This is a genomic window from Streptomyces sp. NPDC007025, from assembly GCF_042869455.1.
In the GTDB taxonomy this organism is placed as follows: domain Bacteria; phylum Actinomycetota; class Actinomycetes; order Streptomycetales; family Streptomycetaceae; genus Streptomyces.
The window spans coordinates 167058-184238 of record NZ_JBIAFT010000009.1 but is presented as its reverse complement, the minus strand read 5'-3'; the positions used below and the strand labels follow the sequence as shown (position 1 = coordinate 184238).

Annotated in this window: 16 protein-coding genes; 15 read left to right on the top strand and 1 reads right to left on the bottom strand. The window is 72.0% G+C overall.

What is annotated here, in order from left to right; translation table 11 throughout:
- The first annotated feature begins 11 nt into the window (after positions 1 to 11).
- From pgsA to ACFYMO_RS19100, 15 genes are all read left to right on the top strand, one after another.
- Positions 12 to 713: a phosphatidylinositol phosphate synthase gene (gene pgsA, locus ACFYMO_RS19170; protein WP_366772012.1), complete on the top strand. Its 702-nt coding sequence runs from the start codon at positions 12 to 14 to the stop codon at positions 711 to 713.
- A complete protein-coding gene (locus ACFYMO_RS19165) occupies positions 710 to 1627 on the top strand; it encodes a phosphatidylinositol mannoside acyltransferase (RefSeq protein WP_366772011.1) in 918 nt (305 codons plus the stop codon). The genes pgsA and ACFYMO_RS19165 overlap by 4 nt, the downstream gene beginning before the upstream one ends.
- The gene (locus ACFYMO_RS19160; RefSeq protein ID WP_366772010.1) at positions 1624 to 2796 is read left to right on the top strand and encodes a glycosyltransferase family 4 protein; all 1173 of its coding nucleotides are present in this window, start codon (positions 1624 to 1626) and stop codon (positions 2794 to 2796) included. The genes ACFYMO_RS19165 and ACFYMO_RS19160 overlap by 4 nt, the downstream gene beginning before the upstream one ends.
- 14 nt (positions 2797 to 2810) lie before the next feature.
- Positions 2811 to 3374, top strand: coding sequence for a hypothetical protein (locus tag ACFYMO_RS19155; RefSeq protein WP_366772009.1), 564 nt, complete (start codon positions 2811 to 2813; stop codon positions 3372 to 3374).
- Between the two features lie 166 nt (positions 3375 to 3540).
- A complete protein-coding gene (gene pdxS / locus ACFYMO_RS19150; RefSeq protein ID WP_366772007.1) occupies positions 3541 to 4467 on the top strand; it encodes a pyridoxal 5'-phosphate synthase lyase subunit PdxS in 927 nt (308 codons plus the stop codon).
- Positions 4468 to 4591: 124 nt separating this feature from the next.
- Positions 4592 to 5182 (top strand): pyridoxal 5'-phosphate synthase glutaminase subunit PdxT, encoded by a 591-nt coding sequence (gene pdxT / locus ACFYMO_RS19145; RefSeq protein WP_366772050.1) that lies wholly within the window; start codon positions 4592 to 4594, stop codon positions 5180 to 5182.
- 59 nt (positions 5183 to 5241) lie between these two features.
- Positions 5242 to 5994, top strand: a complete 753-nt coding sequence (locus ACFYMO_RS19140) for a YebC/PmpR family DNA-binding transcriptional regulator (protein WP_366772006.1) — start codon at positions 5242 to 5244, stop codon at positions 5992 to 5994.
- A 252-nt stretch (positions 5995 to 6246) separates the two neighbouring features.
- Entirely contained in the window at positions 6247 to 6831 is a 585-nt protein-coding gene (ruvC, locus tag ACFYMO_RS19135) for a crossover junction endodeoxyribonuclease RuvC (RefSeq protein WP_366772004.1), read from the top strand.
- A complete protein-coding gene (gene ruvA, locus ACFYMO_RS19130) occupies positions 6828 to 7451 on the top strand; it encodes a Holliday junction branch migration protein RuvA (RefSeq protein WP_366772003.1) in 624 nt (207 codons plus the stop codon). Before ruvC ends, ruvA begins: the two co-directional genes overlap by 4 nt.
- Positions 7452 to 7455: 4 nt before the next feature.
- Positions 7456 to 8514 (top strand): Holliday junction branch migration DNA helicase RuvB, encoded by a 1059-nt coding sequence (gene ruvB, locus ACFYMO_RS19125; protein ID WP_019359686.1) that lies wholly within the window; start codon positions 7456 to 7458, stop codon positions 8512 to 8514.
- A 164-nt stretch (positions 8515 to 8678) separates the two neighbouring features.
- Positions 8679 to 9221, top strand: a complete 543-nt coding sequence (gene yajC, locus ACFYMO_RS19120; protein WP_366772002.1) for a preprotein translocase subunit YajC — start codon at positions 8679 to 8681, stop codon at positions 9219 to 9221.
- Between the two features lie 137 nt (positions 9222 to 9358).
- A complete protein-coding gene (secD, locus tag ACFYMO_RS19115; RefSeq protein WP_366772000.1) occupies positions 9359 to 11170 on the top strand; it encodes a protein translocase subunit SecD in 1812 nt (603 codons plus the stop codon).
- Position 11171: 1 nt separating this feature from the next.
- Positions 11172 to 12356 carry a protein translocase subunit SecF gene (gene secF / locus ACFYMO_RS19110; RefSeq protein WP_366771999.1) on the top strand — a complete coding sequence of 395 codons (1185 nt, stop codon included), beginning with the start codon at positions 11172 to 11174 and terminating at the stop codon, positions 12354 to 12356.
- A gap of 4 nt (positions 12357 to 12360) precedes the next feature.
- Positions 12361 to 12936, top strand: coding sequence for an adenine phosphoribosyltransferase (locus tag ACFYMO_RS19105; protein ID WP_366771998.1), 576 nt, complete (start codon positions 12361 to 12363; stop codon positions 12934 to 12936).
- Positions 12937 to 13168: 232 nt separating this feature from the next.
- On the top strand, positions 13169 to 15766 hold the full coding sequence (locus tag ACFYMO_RS19100; RefSeq protein ID WP_366771997.1) for a bifunctional (p)ppGpp synthetase/guanosine-3',5'-bis(diphosphate) 3'-pyrophosphohydrolase: 2598 nt from the start codon (positions 13169 to 13171) through the stop codon (positions 15764 to 15766).
- 179 nt (positions 15767 to 15945) lie between these two features.
- On the opposite strand, the gene ACFYMO_RS19095 is transcribed toward ACFYMO_RS19100, so the two are convergent.
- Complete coding sequence (locus ACFYMO_RS19095; protein WP_366771996.1) at positions 15946 to 17175, bottom strand: DUF349 domain-containing protein; 1230 nt, start codon at positions 17173 to 17175, stop codon at positions 15946 to 15948.
- Positions 17176 to 17181 lie beyond the last annotated feature (6 nt).

Here is a 17181-nt window from a genome sequence, read left to right as displayed (position 1 = left end):
CAGGGACGGTCATGCTGAACAAGTACGCGCGTGCATTCTTCACGCGTGTTCTCACCCCGTTCGCCGCGATGCTGCTGCGCCGGGGTGTGAGCCCCGACGCCGTCACCCTGGTCGGCACCCTGGGAGTGATGGCGGGAGCCCTGGTCTTCTACCCGCAGGGCGAGTTCTTCTGGGGCACCGTCGTCATCACGTTGTTCGTCTTCTCGGACATGGTGGACGGCAACATGGCGCGGCAGCTCGGCCGCTCCAGCCGCTGGGGAGCCTTCCTCGACTCCACGCTCGACCGGGTGGCGGACGCGGCCGTCTTCGGCGGGATCGCGCTGTGGTACGCGGGACGCGGCGACGATCTGGTGCTGTGCGCCGTGACGCTGTTCTGCCTGGCCAGCGGGCAGGTCGTCTCCTACACCAAGGCGCGCGGCGAGAGCATCGGACTGCCGGTGGACGTGAACGGCCTGGTGGAGCGCGCCGAGCGGCTGGTGATCACGCTGGTGCTCGCGGGCCTGTCCGGCTTCGAGGCCACTTTCGGCGTCCCCTACATGGGTGTGCTGCTGCCGATCGCGCTGTGGGTGGTCGCCGCCGGCAGCGCCGTCACGCTCGGCCAGCGGGTGGTGACGGTACGCCGGGAGGCCGCCGAGGTCGCCGAGGCGGAGGAGCGGAAGGCCGCTGCGGGCGCCGCGCAGGACGAGGCGGAGGAACCCGGGAGGACCGCTTGAGCGCGCTGCGCGGCCGGCTGACCGACGCGCTGTACGGACTGGGCTGGGCGGGCGTCCGGAAGCTGCCCGGGCCGGCGGCCGCCGGGCTCGGCCGCAGCCTGGCCGACACGGCCTGGCGGCGCCGCGGCAAGGGCGTGGCCCGGCTGGAGGCGAACCTCGCCCGGGTGGTCCCGGACGCCTCCCCGGCGGAGCTGCGGCAGCTCTCCCGCGCCGGGATGCGCTCGTATCTGCGCTACTGGATGGAGTCCTTCCGGCTGCCCGCCTACAGTGAGCGGCACATCCTCGACAGCGTCCACGTCGAGGACGCGCACCTGCTCCACGACGGGCTCGCCGCCGGACGCGGGGTCGTGCTCGCGCTGCCGCACATGGGCAACTGGGACCTGGCCGGCGCCTGGGCCGTGACCGCGACCCGTACCCCTTTCACCACCGTCGCCGAGCGCCTCGAGCCCGCGACCCTCTACGACCGGTTCGTCGCCTACCGCGAGAGCCTGGGCATGGAGGTGCTGCCGCACGGCGGCGCCTCCGCGTTCGGCACGCTGGCCCGCAGGCTGCGCGCGGGCGGCTTCGTCTGCCTGGTCGCCGACCGTGATCTGTCCGCCGCCGGGATCGAGGTCGACTTCTTCGGCGAGGCCACCCGGATGCCCGCGGGCCCCGCGCTGCTCGCCCAGCAGACCGGTGCGCTGCTGATGCCGGTGACGCTCTGGTACGAGGCGCCGCCCAGGATGCGGGCCAGGGTCCACGAGCCGATCCCGGTACCGCCGATCGAGGGACGCCGGGAGCGGGTCGCGGCCATGACGCAGACCCTGGCCGACACCTTCGCCGCGGGGATCGCCGCGCACCCGCAGGACTGGCACATGCTCCAGCGCTTCTGGCTCGCCGACCTCGCACCGGCCGCGGAACGGGGGCGCGGATGAGGATCGGAGTCGTCTGCCCCTACTCGTGGGACGTGCCCGGCGGGGTCCAGTTCCACGTCCGCGACCTGGCCGAGCACCTGATCCGGCTGGGGCACGAGGTGTCCGTGCTGGCGCCCTCGGACGACGAGACGCCGCTGCCCTCCTACGTCGTCTCGGCCGGACGCGCGGTGCCCGTGCCGTACAACGGTTCGGTGGCGCGGCTGAACTTCGGCTTCCTGTCGGCCGCCCGGGTCCGCCGCTGGCTGCACGAGGGCCGCTTCGACGTGCTGCACATCCACGAACCGGCCACGCCCTCGCTCTCCCTGCTGGCGTGCTGGGCGGCGCAGGGGCCCATCGTCGCCACCTTCCACACCTCCAACCCGCGCTCCCGGGCGATGATCGCCGCGTATCCCATCCTCCAGCCGGCGCTGGAGAAGATCAGCGCCCGGATCGCGGTGAGCGAGTACGCGCGCCGCACCCTGGTCGAACATCTGGGCGGCGACGCGGTCACCATCCCCAACGGGGTGGACGTCGGCTTCTTCTCCCGCGCCGAGCCCGAGCCCGCCTGGCAGGGCGGCCCCGACGGCCGCACGATCGGCTTCATCGGCCGGATCGACGAGCCGCGCAAGGGCCTGCCGGTGCTGATGAAGGCGCTGCCGGCCATCCTGGAGGCGGCCCCCGGCACCCGGCTGCTGGTCGCCGGACGGGGGGACGAGCAGGAGGCGGTGGCGCAGCTCCCGGCCGCCATGCGCGGGAGCGTGGAGTTCCTCGGCATGGTCAGCGACGAGGACAAGGCGCGGCTGCTGCGCAGCGTGGACCTGTACGTGGCGCCCAACACGGGGGGCGAGTCCTTCGGGATCATCCTGGTGGAGGCCATGTCGGCCGGTGCCCCGGTGCTCGCCGGCGACCTGGACGCCTTCGAGCAGGTGCTCGACGGGGGAGCGGCCGGAGAGCTGTTCCCGGTCGGCCGCGCCGACGCGCTGGCCGACTCCGCCGTACGCCTCCTGGCCGACCCCGCACGCCGTACCGACCTGCGTGAGCGCGGCTCCCGGCACGTGCGGCGGTTCGACTGGTCCACCGTCGGTGCCGACATCCTCGCCGTCTACGAGACGGTCACGGACGGCGCCGCCTCCGTCGCCCCCGACGAGCGCACCGGGCTGCGGGCCCGGTTCGGCCTCGCGCGGGACTGAGCCCCGGGACCGAGATGCCCACCCTCACCACCGTCATCTGGATCGTCGTCGCGCTGCTCCTCGTGGGCGTCTATCTGAGCTGGACCGCCGGGCGGCTGGACCGGCTGCACGCACGGATCGACGCGGCCAGGGCCGCGCTGGACGCCGCCCTGCTGCGCCGCGCCTCCATCGCCCAGGAACTCGCCACCGCCGGCGTCCTGGACCCGGCGGCCTCCATGGTGCTGCACCAGGCCGCGCACGGTGCCCGGCAGGCCGCCGAGGACCAGCGCGAGGTCGCGGAGAGCGAGCTGAGCCAGGCGCTGCGCGCCGTCTTCGCCGAGAGCGCCCAGTTCGAGGCCGTCCGGGCGGCTCCGGGCGGCCGGGAGACGGCCGCAGAGCTGAGCGCGGCGGTGCGCAGGGTGCCGATGGCGCGCCGGTTCCACAACGACGCGGTGCGTGCGGCCCGCGCGCTGCGGCGGCACCGTACGGTCCGCTGGTTCCGGCTGGCCGGGCACGCGCCCTTCCCGCTGGCGTTCGAGATGGACGACGGGCCCCCGCTGCTGCCGGCCGACCCGGGCCGGGAGCCCTCCGCGGAGTGACCGGCCCGGCCGGGGCGCCGGTGCGCTCGCGGGCCTGTCGCGGGCCGTGCGAGCCGTACAGGCCACAGCCCGGCGATTGGCCCTTTTCGCAGGCCGCCCGGTTCGAGAGGGTGGATTCTCGGACCTGAGCGGTCCCTCGAACATCACCCCTTCAGCGAGGTCGAACGTGTCAACTCCGTCCACCGCCACCGACTCCGCCGCGGCACAGCGTCCCGAGACCGGCACCGCCCGCGTCAAGCGGGGCATGGCCGAGCAGCTCAAGGGCGGCGTGATCATGGACGTCGTCACGCCGGAGCAGGCGAAGATCGCCGAGGACTCCGGCGCCGTCGCCGTGATGGCCCTGGAGCGCGTGCCCGCCGACATCCGCAAGGACGGCGGCGTGGCCCGGATGTCCGACCCGGACATGATCGAGGGCATCATCGAAGCCGTCTCGATCCCGGTGATGGCCAAGTCCCGCATCGGCCACCTCGTCGAGGCGCAGGTCCTCCAGGCGCTGGGGGTCGACTACATCGACGAGTCGGAGGTCCTGACCCCGGCCGACGAGGTCAACCACAGCGACAAGTTCGCCTTCACCACGCCGTTCGTCTGCGGCGCCACCAACCTGGGCGAGGCCCTGCGCCGGATCGCCGAGGGCGCGGCCATGATCCGTTCCAAGGGCGAGGCGGGCACCGGCAACGTCGTCGAGGCCGTCCGGCACATGCGCCAGATCAAGAACGAGATCGGCAAGCTGACCGTGCTGGACGACAACGAGCTCTACGCGGCGGCCAAGGAGCTGCGTGCGCCGTTCGAGCTGGTCAAGGAGGTCTCGGCGGCGGGCAGGCTGCCGGTCGTGCTCTTCTCCGCGGGCGGTGTGGCCACCCCGGCGGACGCGGCGCTGATGCGGCAGCTCGGTGCCGAGGGCGTCTTCGTCGGCTCCGGGATCTTCAAGTCCGGCGACCCGGCCAAGCGCGCGGCGGCCATCGTGAAGGCCACCACGTTCTACGACGACCCCAAGATCGTCGCCGATGCCTCCCGTGGCCTGGGCGAGGCCATGGTCGGCATCAACTGCGACACTCTGCCGGAGACGGAGCGCTACGCCAGCCGCGGCTGGTGACCCGCCCGGTGCCGCGCCGGGAGGCCGCAGCGCTCACCGGTGCGGCCCCCGGCCTGCCCCCCGCACGAGGACCGGGCTCCGCCCGGTGAACAGCCCAGCGACGAAGAAGGACCGCACCGTGACCGTGTCTGCGCCGACCATCGGCGTGCTCGCCCTCCAGGGCGACGTCCGCGAGCATCTGGCCGCCCTCCGGGCGTCGGGCGCCGAACCTGTGCAGGTCCGGCGTCCCGAGGAACTCGCCGCCGTCGACGGCCTGGTCATCCCGGGCGGCGAGTCGACCACGATCAGCAAGCTCGCGGTCACCTTCGGCCTCATGGAGCCGCTGCGCGAGCGGGTGTCCCGGGGGATGCCCGCCTATGGCTCCTGCGCCGGGATGATCATGCTCGCCGACAAGATTCTCGACCCCCGCTCCGGGCAGGAGACCGTCGGCGGCATCGACATGATCGTCCGCCGTAACGCTTTCGGGCGCCAGAACGAGTCCTTCGAGGCGGCGGTCGACATGCCGGCCGTGCCCGGCGGCCCGGTGGAGGGGGTCTTCATCCGTGCCCCCTGGGTGGAGTCGACGGGGGCGGCGGCTGAGACGCTGGCCTCCTGCGGCGGCCACCCGGTGGCCGTCCGGCAGGGCCATCTGCTGGCCACCGCCTTCCACCCGGAGCTCACCGGTGACCAGCGGGTGCACGCGCTGTTCACGGAGATGGTGCGGTCGGCACACTGAGTGGCTGGCGGTAGGATCTCCGCGTCGAGAAGTAGTTGGGACTGTGAAGGAGCGAGGCTGTGTCCGGCCACTCTAAGTGGGCTACCACCAAGCACAAGAAGGCCGTGATCGATGCCAAGCGCGGCAAGCTCTTCGCGAAGCTGATCAAGAACATCGAGGTCGCGGCCCGGATGGGCGGGGCTGACGTGGAGGGCAATCCGACCCTCTACGACGCCATCCAGAAGGCGAAGAAGCAGTCGGTTCCCAACAAGAACATCGACAGCGCGGTCAAGCGCGGCGCGGGCCTGGAGGCGGGCGGCGCCGAGTACGAGACGATCATGTACGAGGGCTATGGCCCCAACGGTGTCGCCGTGCTGATCGAGTGCCTGACCGACAACCGCAACCGCGCGGCGTCCGACGTCCGGGTCGCCATGACCCGCAACGGCGGCTCCATGGCCGACCCGGGTTCGGTCGCCTACCTGTTCAACCGCAAGGGCGTCGTCATCGTCCCGAAGGGCGACCGCTCCGAGGACGACGTCCTCGCCGCCGTCCTGGAGGCGGGCGTCGAGGAAGTCAACGACCTCGGTGAGAACTTCGAGGTGATCAGCGAGGCCACCGACCTGGTGGCGGTGCGCACCGCGCTCGTCGAGGCCGGGATGGACTACGACTCCGCCGAGGCCAGCTTCGTCCCCAGCATGCAGGTCGAGCTGGACGAGGACGGCGCACGGAAGATCTTCAAGCTGATCGACGCGCTGGACGACAGCGACGACGTGCAGAACGTCTTCGCCAACTTCGACGTGCCCGACGATGTGATGGCGAAGGTCGACGCGTAAGCGGCGACACGGCGCTGCCGCGTAAGCGGCGACACGGCGCTGCCGCGTAACAGCGCCGCCCGAGTGGTCGCGCGGACGCGACGCGGTGGCGGCCCGCGCCGGCGGGTGGCGCCCTGACCGTCGGCAACGGCTCCGGACGGCCCGGCGGAGACACCTCCGCCGGGCCGTCGGTTCTGCGTTCTGTCGGTGCTTCCCGATAACCTGCGGGAACACAGGGACGATTGCGCAGAACGTACGGAGAGGGGGAGGGCATTGCGTGTGCTGGGGGTCGACCCCGGGCTGACCCGCTGCGGTGTCGGCGTGGTCGACGGGGTGGCCGGGCGGCGGCTGACCATGGCGGGTGTCGGTGTGGTCCGCACGCCCGCCGAGGCGGAACTCCCCGACCGGCTGGTGCTGATCGAGCGCGGGCTGGAGGAGTGGCTGGAGGAGCACCGCCCCGAAGCGGTCGCCGTGGAGCGGGTGTTCAGCCAGCACAACGTCCGCACGGTCATGGGCACCGCGCAGGCCAGCGCCGTCGCCATGCTGTGCGCGGCCCGGCGCGGGCTGCCCGTGGCGCTGCACACGCCCAGCGAGGTCAAGGCCGCGGTGACCGGCTCGGGGCGGGCCGACAAGGCCCAGGTCGGCGCGATGGTGACGCGCCTGCTGGGGCTGTCCGCCGCGCCGAAGCCCGCCGACGCCGCGGACGCACTGGCTCTCGCGGTCTGCCACATCTGGCGGGGCCCCGCGCACAACCGGCTGCAGCAGGCCCTCGCCGACCGGCAGCCGGCCCCCTCCGCACGTGCCCGCCGTCCGCAGTCCGGCAGTCCGCAGCACCGCACGAAAGGCACAGTCCGATGATTGCCTCCGTCTCGGGACCCGTCGCCGCGCTCGGCCCCGACTCCGCCGTGATCGAGGTCGGCGGGGTCGGCATGGCGGTCCAGTGCACCCCCGGCACCCTCGCCGGGCTGCGCATCGGCGAGCAGGCCAGGCTCGCCACCTCGCTGGTCGTGCGGGAGGACTCGCTGACCCTGTACGGGTTCGCCGACGAGGACGAGCGGCAGACCTTCGAACTGCTGCAGACCGCCAGCGGGGTGGGGCCCCGGCTCGCCCAGGCGATGCTCGCGGTGCACAGTCCCGACGCGCTGCGGCTGGCCGTCTCGGGCGGGGACGAGAAGACGCTGACCGCCGTGCCCGGGATCGGGAAGAAGGGCGCGCAGAAGTTGCTGCTGGAGCTGAAGGACCGGCTCGGAGCGCCGCTGGGCACGGTGCCCGCCTCGCGTGCCGCGGCCGGGGCCGCCGCGGGCTGGCAGGAGCAGCTGCACGCGGCGCTGGTCGGGCTGGGGTATGCCGCCAAGGAGGCGGACGAGGCCGTCACGGCCGTCGCGCCGCAGGCCGAGGCGGTTGCGGCGGAGGGGGCCGAGCCCCAGGTCGGTGTGCTGCTGAAGGCCGCCCTGCAGTCCCTGAACCGGGCACGGTGACGCGATGAGCTCCGAGGAACGGCTCGTCGACGCCGAGGTCGACGGTGACGAGCAGGCGGTCGAGGCCGCGCTGCGCCCCAAGCAGCTGGGCGAGTTCATCGGGCAGCCCAAGGTGCGCGAGCAGCTCGATCTGGTGCTGCGCGCCGCGCGCGCCCGCGGGGGCACCGCCGACCACGTCCTGCTGTCCGGCGCCCCCGGACTCGGCAAGACCACACTCTCGATGATCATCGCGGCGGAGATGGGCGCCCCCATCCGCATCACCTCCGGCCCGGCCATCCAGCACGCGGGCGACCTCGCGGCGATCCTCTCCTCCCTCCAGGAGGGCGAGGTGCTCTTCCTGGACGAGATCCACCGGATGTCCCGCCCGGCCGAGGAGATGCTCTACATGGCCATGGAGGACTTCCGGGTCGACGTGATCGTCGGCAAGGGGCCCGGTGCGACGGCCATCCCGCTGGAGCTGCCGCCCTTCACGCTGGTCGGCGCCACCACCCGGGCCGGGCTGCTGCCGCCGCCGCTGCGGGACCGCTTCGGCTTCACGGCGCACATGGAGTTCTACGAGCCCGCCGAGCTGGAGCAGGTCGTCCGCCGCTCCGCCGAGCTGCTCGAGGTGCGCACGGACCCGGAGGGCGCGGTCGAGATCGCCGGGCGCTCCCGGGGCACGCCGCGGATCGCCAACCGGCTGCTGCGCAGAGTGCGGGACTACGCACAGGTCAAGGCGGACGGCGTCATCACCCGTGCGGTGGCCGGCGCCGCGCTGGAGGTCTACGAGGTGGACGGGCGCGGTCTGGACCGGCTCGACCGCGCCGTGCTCGGGTCGCTGCTGAAGCTGTTCGGCGGCGGTCCCGTCGGCCTCTCCACGCTCGCCGTCGCGGTCGGCGAGGAGCGTGAGACAGTGGAGGAAGTGGCCGAGCCGTTCCTCGTGCGCGAGGGACTGCTGGCCCGCACTCCGCGTGGCCGCGTGGCCACTCCGGCCGCATGGGCTCACCTGGGTCTCACCCCGCCTCAGCAGTCCTCGGGGCCGGTTTCCGGAGGGCCGGGACAACAGGGCCTGTTCGGAGCGTGACGGCGCGGAGACTCGTCGGGCGGGGAACCTCGGTGCCATGCTTGACGTTGTTCCATCGGCGAAGGCTCGCTTAGACTCCGCCGACGCCCTCCCTTAGCGGAGGCTTGCCCACCCCGAATACCCAGGCCGCTGAGACGCGGCCATGCGAAGGAATATCTTCCGCCGTGGATCCTATTGCTCTGCTCCCGTTCATTGTGATCATCGGGGCCATGTTCCTGATGACTCGCTCCGCCAAGAAGAAGCAGCGTCAGGCCGCCGAGATGCGTGACCAGATGCAGCCTGGCACGGGCATCCGCACCATCGGGGGCATGTACGCCGTCGTCAAGGAGATCCGCGAGGACAGCGTCCTCGTGGAGATCGAGCCCGGCACGCACGCGCTCTTCGCCAAGAACGCCATCGGCGCCGTGCTCTCCGACGAGGAGTTCGACCGCATCACGAACGGTCCCGAGGGCGAGGAGTTCGACGTCGACACCGTCGTCCCGGACGACGCGTCCTCGCTGACCCGGGACGAGGACGACGCCTCCTCCGACGCGAAGCCCGACCTGCGGAAGAAGGACGCCGACGGCGACGCCGCCGGGGAGGCCGGGAAGCAGGAGGGCGAGGAGTCCGCCGACGCGTCCGACGAGCCGAAGGGCGCGGAGGCGGCGAAGGCCGACACCGCCGAGGCCGAGGACGCCAAGCGGGACGAGGACGCCGACTCCAAGTAAGGTCAGCGCCGCCGGACTGGGGGAGAGGACCGGGTCCGGCGGCGTAGCACGTCCACAGACCACTTCGCGCGCCGCTGTGCCGCGCCCGGCCGAACTCGCGGGGCGGCACGGGCGGTTGGACAGGGAGAGACGAGAAGGTGGCAGCACCGAAAAGGGGTCGCAGGGCCTCCGGCGCCAAGGGGAAGCCATGGCGCTCCCTAGGGCTGATTCTGGTGATCACGGCCGGGCTGGTCGCGGGGATGTTCGCCTCGGGTCACAAGACGCCCCGGCTGGGCATCGACCTGGCGGGTGGCACCAGCATCACCCTTGAGGCGAAGAATCAGCCGGGCAAGCCCAACGCGATCAACAAGACCAACATGAACACCGCCGTCGGCATCATCGAGCGGCGCGTCAACGGTCTCGGTGTGACGGAGGCCGAGGTCCAGACCCAGGGCGACCGGCACATCATCGTCAACATCCCCAAGGGCACCAACTCCAAGCAGGCGCGCAAGCAGGTGGGCACCACGGCGCAGCTCGCGTTCCGGCCCGTGCTGACGCTGGCCCAGGTCGGGAAGTCCCAGCAGCCCCAGCCCTCCTCGTCCCCCTCGCCCTCCGGCTCCGGCAAGCAGGACAAGAGCCAGGACCAGAAGGACGAGAAGCAGCAGAAGGACGAGAAGGAGCAGGGCAGCCAGGGCGACCAGGCGAACCCCTCCTCCGACTCCTCCGGTCAGGGCCGGGCCGTGACCGAGGGGCTGACGGCGAAGACCGCCACGACGGACAAGAGCCCCACCCCCTCGGCGAGCGAGTCCGGCGGCAAGAAGAGCCCGCCGCCCACGGCGCCGCCCCAGCAGCCGCAGCAGCCCGGCGTACCGGCCGCGCTGGCCAAGCAGCTGAACGCGCTCGACTGCACCACCAAGGAGGCCCGCGCCAAGGCCAGCGAGAAGGCCGCGAGCACCAAGGGATCCGAGCCGATCGTCGCCTGCGACGCCAACGACCCGATCAAGTACGCGCTCGGCCCGGTCGCCGTGCAGGGCAAGAACGTCAGCAAGGCCAAGGCCGTCTTCGACCAGCAGCGCGGTCAGTGGATCGTCCAGATGTCGTTCAGCGACAAGGGCTCCGACCAGTTCGGTGAGATCACCGGCAAGCTGATGAAGAAGCCGCAGCCGCAGAACCAGTTCGCCATCGCGCTCGACGGCCAGGTCCAGTCGGCCCCGACCGTCAACCAGAAGCTGACCAACAACGCGGAGATCTCCGGCAGCTTCACCCAGGAGTCCGCCGAGGAACTGGGCAACATCCTCTCCTACGGTGCGCTGCCGCTCTCCTTCGAGGAGTCGGACGTCACCACGGTGACCGCGGCGCTCGGCAGCGACCAGCTCAAGGCGGGCCTCATCGCGGGCGCCATCGGGCTCGCGCTGGTGATCGTCTACCTCGTCGCCTACTACCGCGGCCTGTCGCTGATCGCCATCCTCAGCCTGCTCGTCTCGGCGGCCATGACGTACTCGATCATGACGCTGCTGGGGCCGGCGATGAGTTTCGCGCTCAACCTCCCCGCGGTCTGCGGCGCCATCGTCGCCATCGGCATCACGGCCGACTCGTTCATCGTCTACTTCGAACGCATCCGGGACGAGGTGCGGGAGGGCCGTACCCTGCGGCCCGCGGTCGAGCGCGCCTGGCCGCGCGCCCGCCGCACCATCCTGGTCTCCGACTTCGTCTCGTTCCTGGCCGCTGCCGTCCTGTTCATCGTCTCGGTGGGCAAGGTGCAGGGCTTCGCCTTCACCCTCGGTCTGACCACCGCGCTCGACGTCGTCGTGGTCTTCTTCTTCACCAAGCCGGTCATGACGCTGCTCGCCCGCAAGCCGTTCTTCGCCGACGGGCACCCCTGGTCCGGACTCGATCCCAAGCGGCTCGGAGCCCGGCCCCCGCTGCGGCGCGGCCGTGGCACCGTCAGCACCGACCCGAAGGAGGTCTGAGGTGTCCCGTCTCGGCACTCTCGGCGCCCGGCTGTACCGCGGTGAGGTCGGTTACGACTTCGTCGGGCACCGCAAGCTCTGGTACGGCCTCTCCATCCTGATCACCATCACGGCCATCGTCGGGCTCGTGGTCCGCGGTCTGAACATGGGGATCGAGTTCGAGGGCGGTGCCGTCTTCACCACGCCCAAGACCTCGGCGTCCGTGCAGCAGACCACGGAGGCCGCCGAGCGGGTCTCCGGGCACACGGCCATCGTCCAGGAGCTGGGTGACGGCGGTAAGCGCGTGCAGATCGCCACCGTCGACACCAAGACCTCCACCCAGGTCAAGGAGGAGCTGGCCGACGAGCTGAAGGTCAATCCGGAGAAGATCGACGCCCAGCTGGTCGGTCCCAGCTGGGGCGAGCAGATCGCCAACAAGGCGTGGCAGGGGCTCGGGATCTTCATGATCCTGGTGGTGATCTACCTCGCCATCGCCTTCGAGTGGCGGATGGCGCTCGCCGCGCTCATCGCGCTGATCCACGACATCACGATCACCGTCGGTGTCTACTCGCTCGTCGGGTTCGAGGTCACCCCGGGCACGGTGATCGGTCTGCTGACGATTCTCGGCTACTCGCTCTACGACACGGTCGTGGTCTTCGACGGCCTGCGGGAGAGCAGCAAGAACGTCACCAAGCAGACCAAGTACACCTACAGCGAGATCGCCAACCGCAGCATCAACGGCACGCTGGTGCGTTCCATCAACACCACCGTCGTCGCGCTGCTGCCGGTGGCCGGTCTGCTGTTCATCGGCGGCGGCATGCTCGGCGGCGGCATGCTCAACGACATCGCGCTCTCGCTGTTCGTCGGTCTGGCCGCCGGTGCCTACTCCTCGATCTTCATCGCGACCCCGCTGGTGGCCGACTTCAAGGAGCGCCAGCCCGAGATGAAGGCCCTCGCCAAGCGGGTGCGGAACAAGCGGCTCAAGGCGGCAGAGCGCGAGGCGAGCGAGCCGGACGACGAGCAGGGCGAGGACCCGGGCGACGAGCCGGGCGACGGCGGAGGCGGGGGCGGCGTCCGCCCGCCGGTCTCCGTGGACAACGGCCGCGGCGGCGGTCCCGCCGCCGCGGGCGCGGGAGTCGGGGGGCAGCGCCGTCAGCCGCCCTCCCGCGGCCGGGGCCGCGGCAGGCCGTCCGGAAAGCGCAGGTGAGCCGATGAGTGCCACGGATTCCTCGCCGGCCCTGCCGGTCCCCGCCGAGGTGCGGGAGCTGCTGACCAGCCGGATCCACGACGTGCCCGACTACCCCAAGCCCGGGGTGATGTTCAAGGACATCACCCCGCTGCTCGCCGACGCCCGGGCGTTCGCCGTCCTCACGGACGCGTTCGCCGGGCTCGCCGAGCGGCACCGGGCGACGAAGATCGTCGGTCTGGAGGCGCGCGGGTTCATCCTCGGCGCCCCCGCCGCCGTCCGTTCGGGCATCGGCTTCGTCCCCGTGCGCAAGTCCGGCAAGCTCCCCGGCGCCACCCTCTCCCAGGCGTACGACCTGGAGTACGGCAGCGCCCAGATCGAGGTGCACGCCTCGGGGCTCGCGGAGGGCGACCGGGTGCTGGTGATCGACGACGTACTGGCCACCGGCGGTACCGCCGAGGCGTCCGTCGAGCTGATCCGGCGCACCGGCGCCGAGGTCGCGGGCGTGGCCATACTGCTGGAGCTCGGCTTCCTCGAAGGGCGGGAGCGGGTGGAGCGGGCCCTGGCCGGTGCGCCCCTCGACGTCCTCGTCAGCGTCTGAGCCGAGGTCCCCGACCGGCCACCGGGCCTGGCCGGCGCCAGGCGGTCACCCGGTACGGTTCCCCCGGGAGTGTCCGGGGCGGGCCGGCGGGGGTGGCCGCCTGCGCCGTCCTCGCGGGCCGGCCGCCCGGCCCGCGGCGGCCGCGGGTCCACCGCTTCGCCGTCCGGGAGGGCCCGGTCCGGCCGGGGTGGCTACCATGGCAGTCCGACCTGCGGTCCACCGAGGAGTGCTCTTGCCAGACGAGGCCCAGCAGCTCACCGCCGCTCAGCGCCAGGAAGCGGAGGCCGCCGGCGAGGCGGCCCGCCGGCGGCCCGGCGCCGCGGCCGGCGGCGGACTGCCCTCGAAGAGCGGGAACGGCGGCCGCTCCGGTGCACAGGACCACGCCGGGCAGCAGTCCGGCGCCCCCGCCGCACCGGCGCGCGGCGGCAAGGGCGGGGACCGCGCCAAGGGCGCCGAGAACGGCGCTCGCGACCGTGTGGCGCCCGCGCGTGCCGTCTCCGGAGTGTCGGGCCGTTCCGGCTCCTCCAACCGTGTGCGCGCCCGTCTGGCGCGTCTGGGGGTGCAGCGGTCGAGTCCGTTCAACCCGGTGCTGGAGCCGCTGCTGCGGATCGTGCGCAGCAACGACCCCAAGATCGAGTCCTCCACGCTGCGCCAGATCGAGCGCGCCTACCAGGTGGCCGAGCGCTGGCACCGCGGCCAGAAGCGCAAGAGCGGCGACCCGTACATCACCCACCCGCTGGCCGTCACCACCATCCTCGCCGAGCTGGGTATGGACCCGGCCACGTTGATGGCCGGGCTGCTGCACGACACGGTCGAGGACACCGAGTACGGGCTCGACACCCTGCGCCGCGACTTCGGCGACCAGGTGGCGCTCCTGGTCGACGGCGTCACCAAGCTGGACAAGGTCAAGTTCGGCGAGGCCGCCCAGGCCGAGACGGTGCGCAAGATGGTCGTCGCGATGGCCAAGGACCCCCGCGTCCTGGTCATCAAGCTCGCCGACCGGCTCCACAACATGCGCACGATGCGCTATCTCAAGCGCTCCAAGCAGGAGCAGAAGGCCCGCGAGACGCTGGAGATCTTCGCCCCGCTCGCCCACCGGCTGGGCATGAACACCATCAAGTGGGAGCTGGAGGACCTCGCGTTCGCGATCCTCTACCCCAAGATGTACGACGAGATCGTCCGGCTGGTCGCCGAGCGGGCGCCCAAGCGGGACGAGTACCTGGCCGTCGTCACCGACGAGGTCCAGGCCGATCTGCGGGCGGCGCGCATCAAGGCCACCGTCACCGGGCGGCCGAAGCACTACTACAGCGTCTACCAGAAGATGATCGTCCGCGGCCGGGACTTCGCGGAGATCTACGACCTGGTGGGCATCCGCGTCCTGGTGGACACCGTCCGCGACTGCTACGCCGCGCTGGGGACCATCCACGCCCGGTGGAACCCGGTTCCGGGGCGGTTCAAGGACTACATCGCGATGCCCAAGTTCAACATGTACCAGTCGCTGCACACGACGGTCATAGGGCCCGGCGGCAAGCCTGTCGAACTGCAGATCCGCACCTTCGACATGCACCGCCGTGCCGAGTACGGCATCGCCGCGCACTGGAAGTACAAGCAGCAGGCGGTCGCCGGTGCCTCCAAGGTCCGCACCGACGCGCCCAAGGGCGCGGGCAAGGGCGGTGCCGCGGACGAGACGGTCAACGACATGTCGTGGCTGCGGCAGCTGCTCGACTGGCAGAAGGAGACCGAGGACCCCGGCGAGTTCCTGGAGTCCCTGCGGTTCGACCTGTCCCGCAACGAGGTCTTCGTCTTCACGCCCAAGGGCGACGTGATAGCGCTGCCGGCGAGCGCCACCCCCGTGGACTTCGCCTACGCCGTCCACACCGAGGTCGGCCACCGGACGATCGGCGCCCGCGTCAACGGCCGCCTGGTGCCGCTGGAGTCCACCCTCGACAACGGCGACACCGTCGAGGTCTTCACCTCCAAGGCGTCCGGTGCCGGGCCCTCTCGGGACTGGCTCGGCTTCGTCAAGTCACCCCGCGCCCGCAACAAGATCCGCGCCTGGTTCACCAAGGAGCGCCGCGACGAGGCGATCGAGCACGGCAAGGACGCCATAGCGCGGGCCATGCGCAAGCAGAACCTGCCCATCCAGCGCATCCTCACCGGCGACTCGTTGGTCACCCTCGCCCACGAGATGCGCTACCCGGACATCTCCGCGCTCTACGCCGCGATCGGCGAGGGGCACGTCTCGGCTCAGAACGTCTGCCAGAAGCTGGTGCAGGCGCTCGGCGGCGAGGACGAAGCCAAGGAGGACATCGCCGAGACCGCGCCGCCGATGCCCGCGCGCAGCACCCGGCGCCGCTCCAACGCCGACCCGGGCGTCGTCGTCAAGGGCGCCGGCTCCGACGTGTGGGTCAAGCTGGCCCGCTGCTGCACGCCCGTTCCCGGCGATCCGATCATCGGGTTCGTCACCCGTGGCAATGGCGTCTCGGTGCACCGCGCCGACTGTGTGAACGTCGACTCCCTCACCCGGGAGCCCGAGCGGATCCTGGAGGTCGAGTGGGCGCCCACCCAGTCCTCGGTCTTCCTGGTCGCCATCCAGGTCGAGGCGCTGGACCGCTCCCGGCTGCTCTCGGACGTCACCCGGGTGCTGTCCGACCAGCACGTCAACATCCTCTCGGCCGCGGTGCAGACCTCCCGCGACCGGGTCGCGATCTCCCGCTTCACCTTCGAGATGGGCGACCCCAAGCACCTCGGCCATGTGCTGAAGGCCGTCCGCGGTGTCGAGGGCGTCTACGACGTCTACCGCGTCACCTCGGCCCGGCGCCCGCAGTAGCCCGGGGCGCGGGATCCCCGCAGCAGCCCGGCGGCAGTGCGGGCGGCACGCGGGACCGGCGCGGACGGGCGGGCCGGGAGAGCGCCCGGCACAGGCGGGCGAGGCGAGCCGGGACAGCGGTAGGCGGGGCGGCGGGGCCGGTGCCCCGCCGCCCCGCGCAAGCCTGGCGGAAGGCCGCCTCAGCCGCCGAACTCCTGCAGGCCCTTCTGCGCCTGGTCCAGGAGGGCCTGGCGGCCCTCCAGCTCGCGCTCCAGCTTGGCCGCCTTCGCGGAGTTCCCCGCGGCACGAGCCTTGTCGATCTGCTCGCGCAGCTTGTCCACCGCGTCCTGGAGCTGACCGGTCAGACCCTCGGCGCGGGCCCGCGCCTCGGGGTTGCTGCGCCGCCACTCGGCCTCCTCGGCCTCCTGGATGGCCCGCTCGACCGCGTGCATCCGCCCCTCGACCTTCGGCCGCGCGTCCCGCGGCACATGCCCCACGGCGTCCCAGCGCTCGTTGAGCGCGCGGAAGGCGCTCCGCGCGGCCTTCAGGTCGGTGATGGGCAGCAGCTTCTCCGCCTCGGCGGCCAGCTCCTCCTTGCGCGCCAGGTTCTCCCGCTGCTCGCTGTCGCGCTCGGCGAAGACCTCGCTGCGCGCCTGGAAGAAGACGTCCTGGGCGCCGCGGAACCGGGCCCACAGGTCGTCCTCGTGCTCCCGCTGCGCCCGTCCGGCGGCCTTCCACTCCTGCATCAGCTCGCGGTACTTGGCCGCGGTGGGGCCCCAGTCCCGCGAGCCGGAGAGCGCCTCGGCTTCCGTGACCAGCTTCTCCTTGCGCTGCCGTGCCTCCTCACGCTGCGCGTCCAGCTGCGCGAAGTGCGCCTTGCGGCGCTTGGAGAACGCCGAGCGCGCGTGCGAGAAGCGGTGCCACAGCTCGTCGTCGCTCTTGCGGTCCAGCCGCGGCAGGCCCTTCCAGGTGTCGACCAGCGCCCGCAGCCGCTCCCCGGCGGCCCGCCACTGCTCGCTGCCCGCCAGCTCCTCCGCCTCGGCGACCAGCTCCTCCTTGGCCCGGCGCGCCTCCTCGGCCTGCTGCACCTTGCGGGCCCTGCGCTCCTCTCGGCGCTTCTCGACGCCCTCGGTGAGCTTGTCGAGCCTGGTGCGCAGCGCATCCAGGTCGCCGACGGCGTGGTGTGCGTCCACCTGTTCGCGCAGGTGCGCGATCGCGGCTTCGGCATCCTTGGCCGCCAGATCCGTGGTCCTCACCCGGCGCTCAAGCAGGTCGATCTCCACGACCAGACCGTCGTACTTGCGCTCGAAGTAGGCGAGAGCCTCGTCCGGCGAACCCGCCTGCCAGGACCCGACGACCTTCTCGCCCTCCGCCGTACGCACGTACACAGTCCCCGCGTCGTCGACGCGGCCCCACGGGTCGCTGCTCACAGCGCC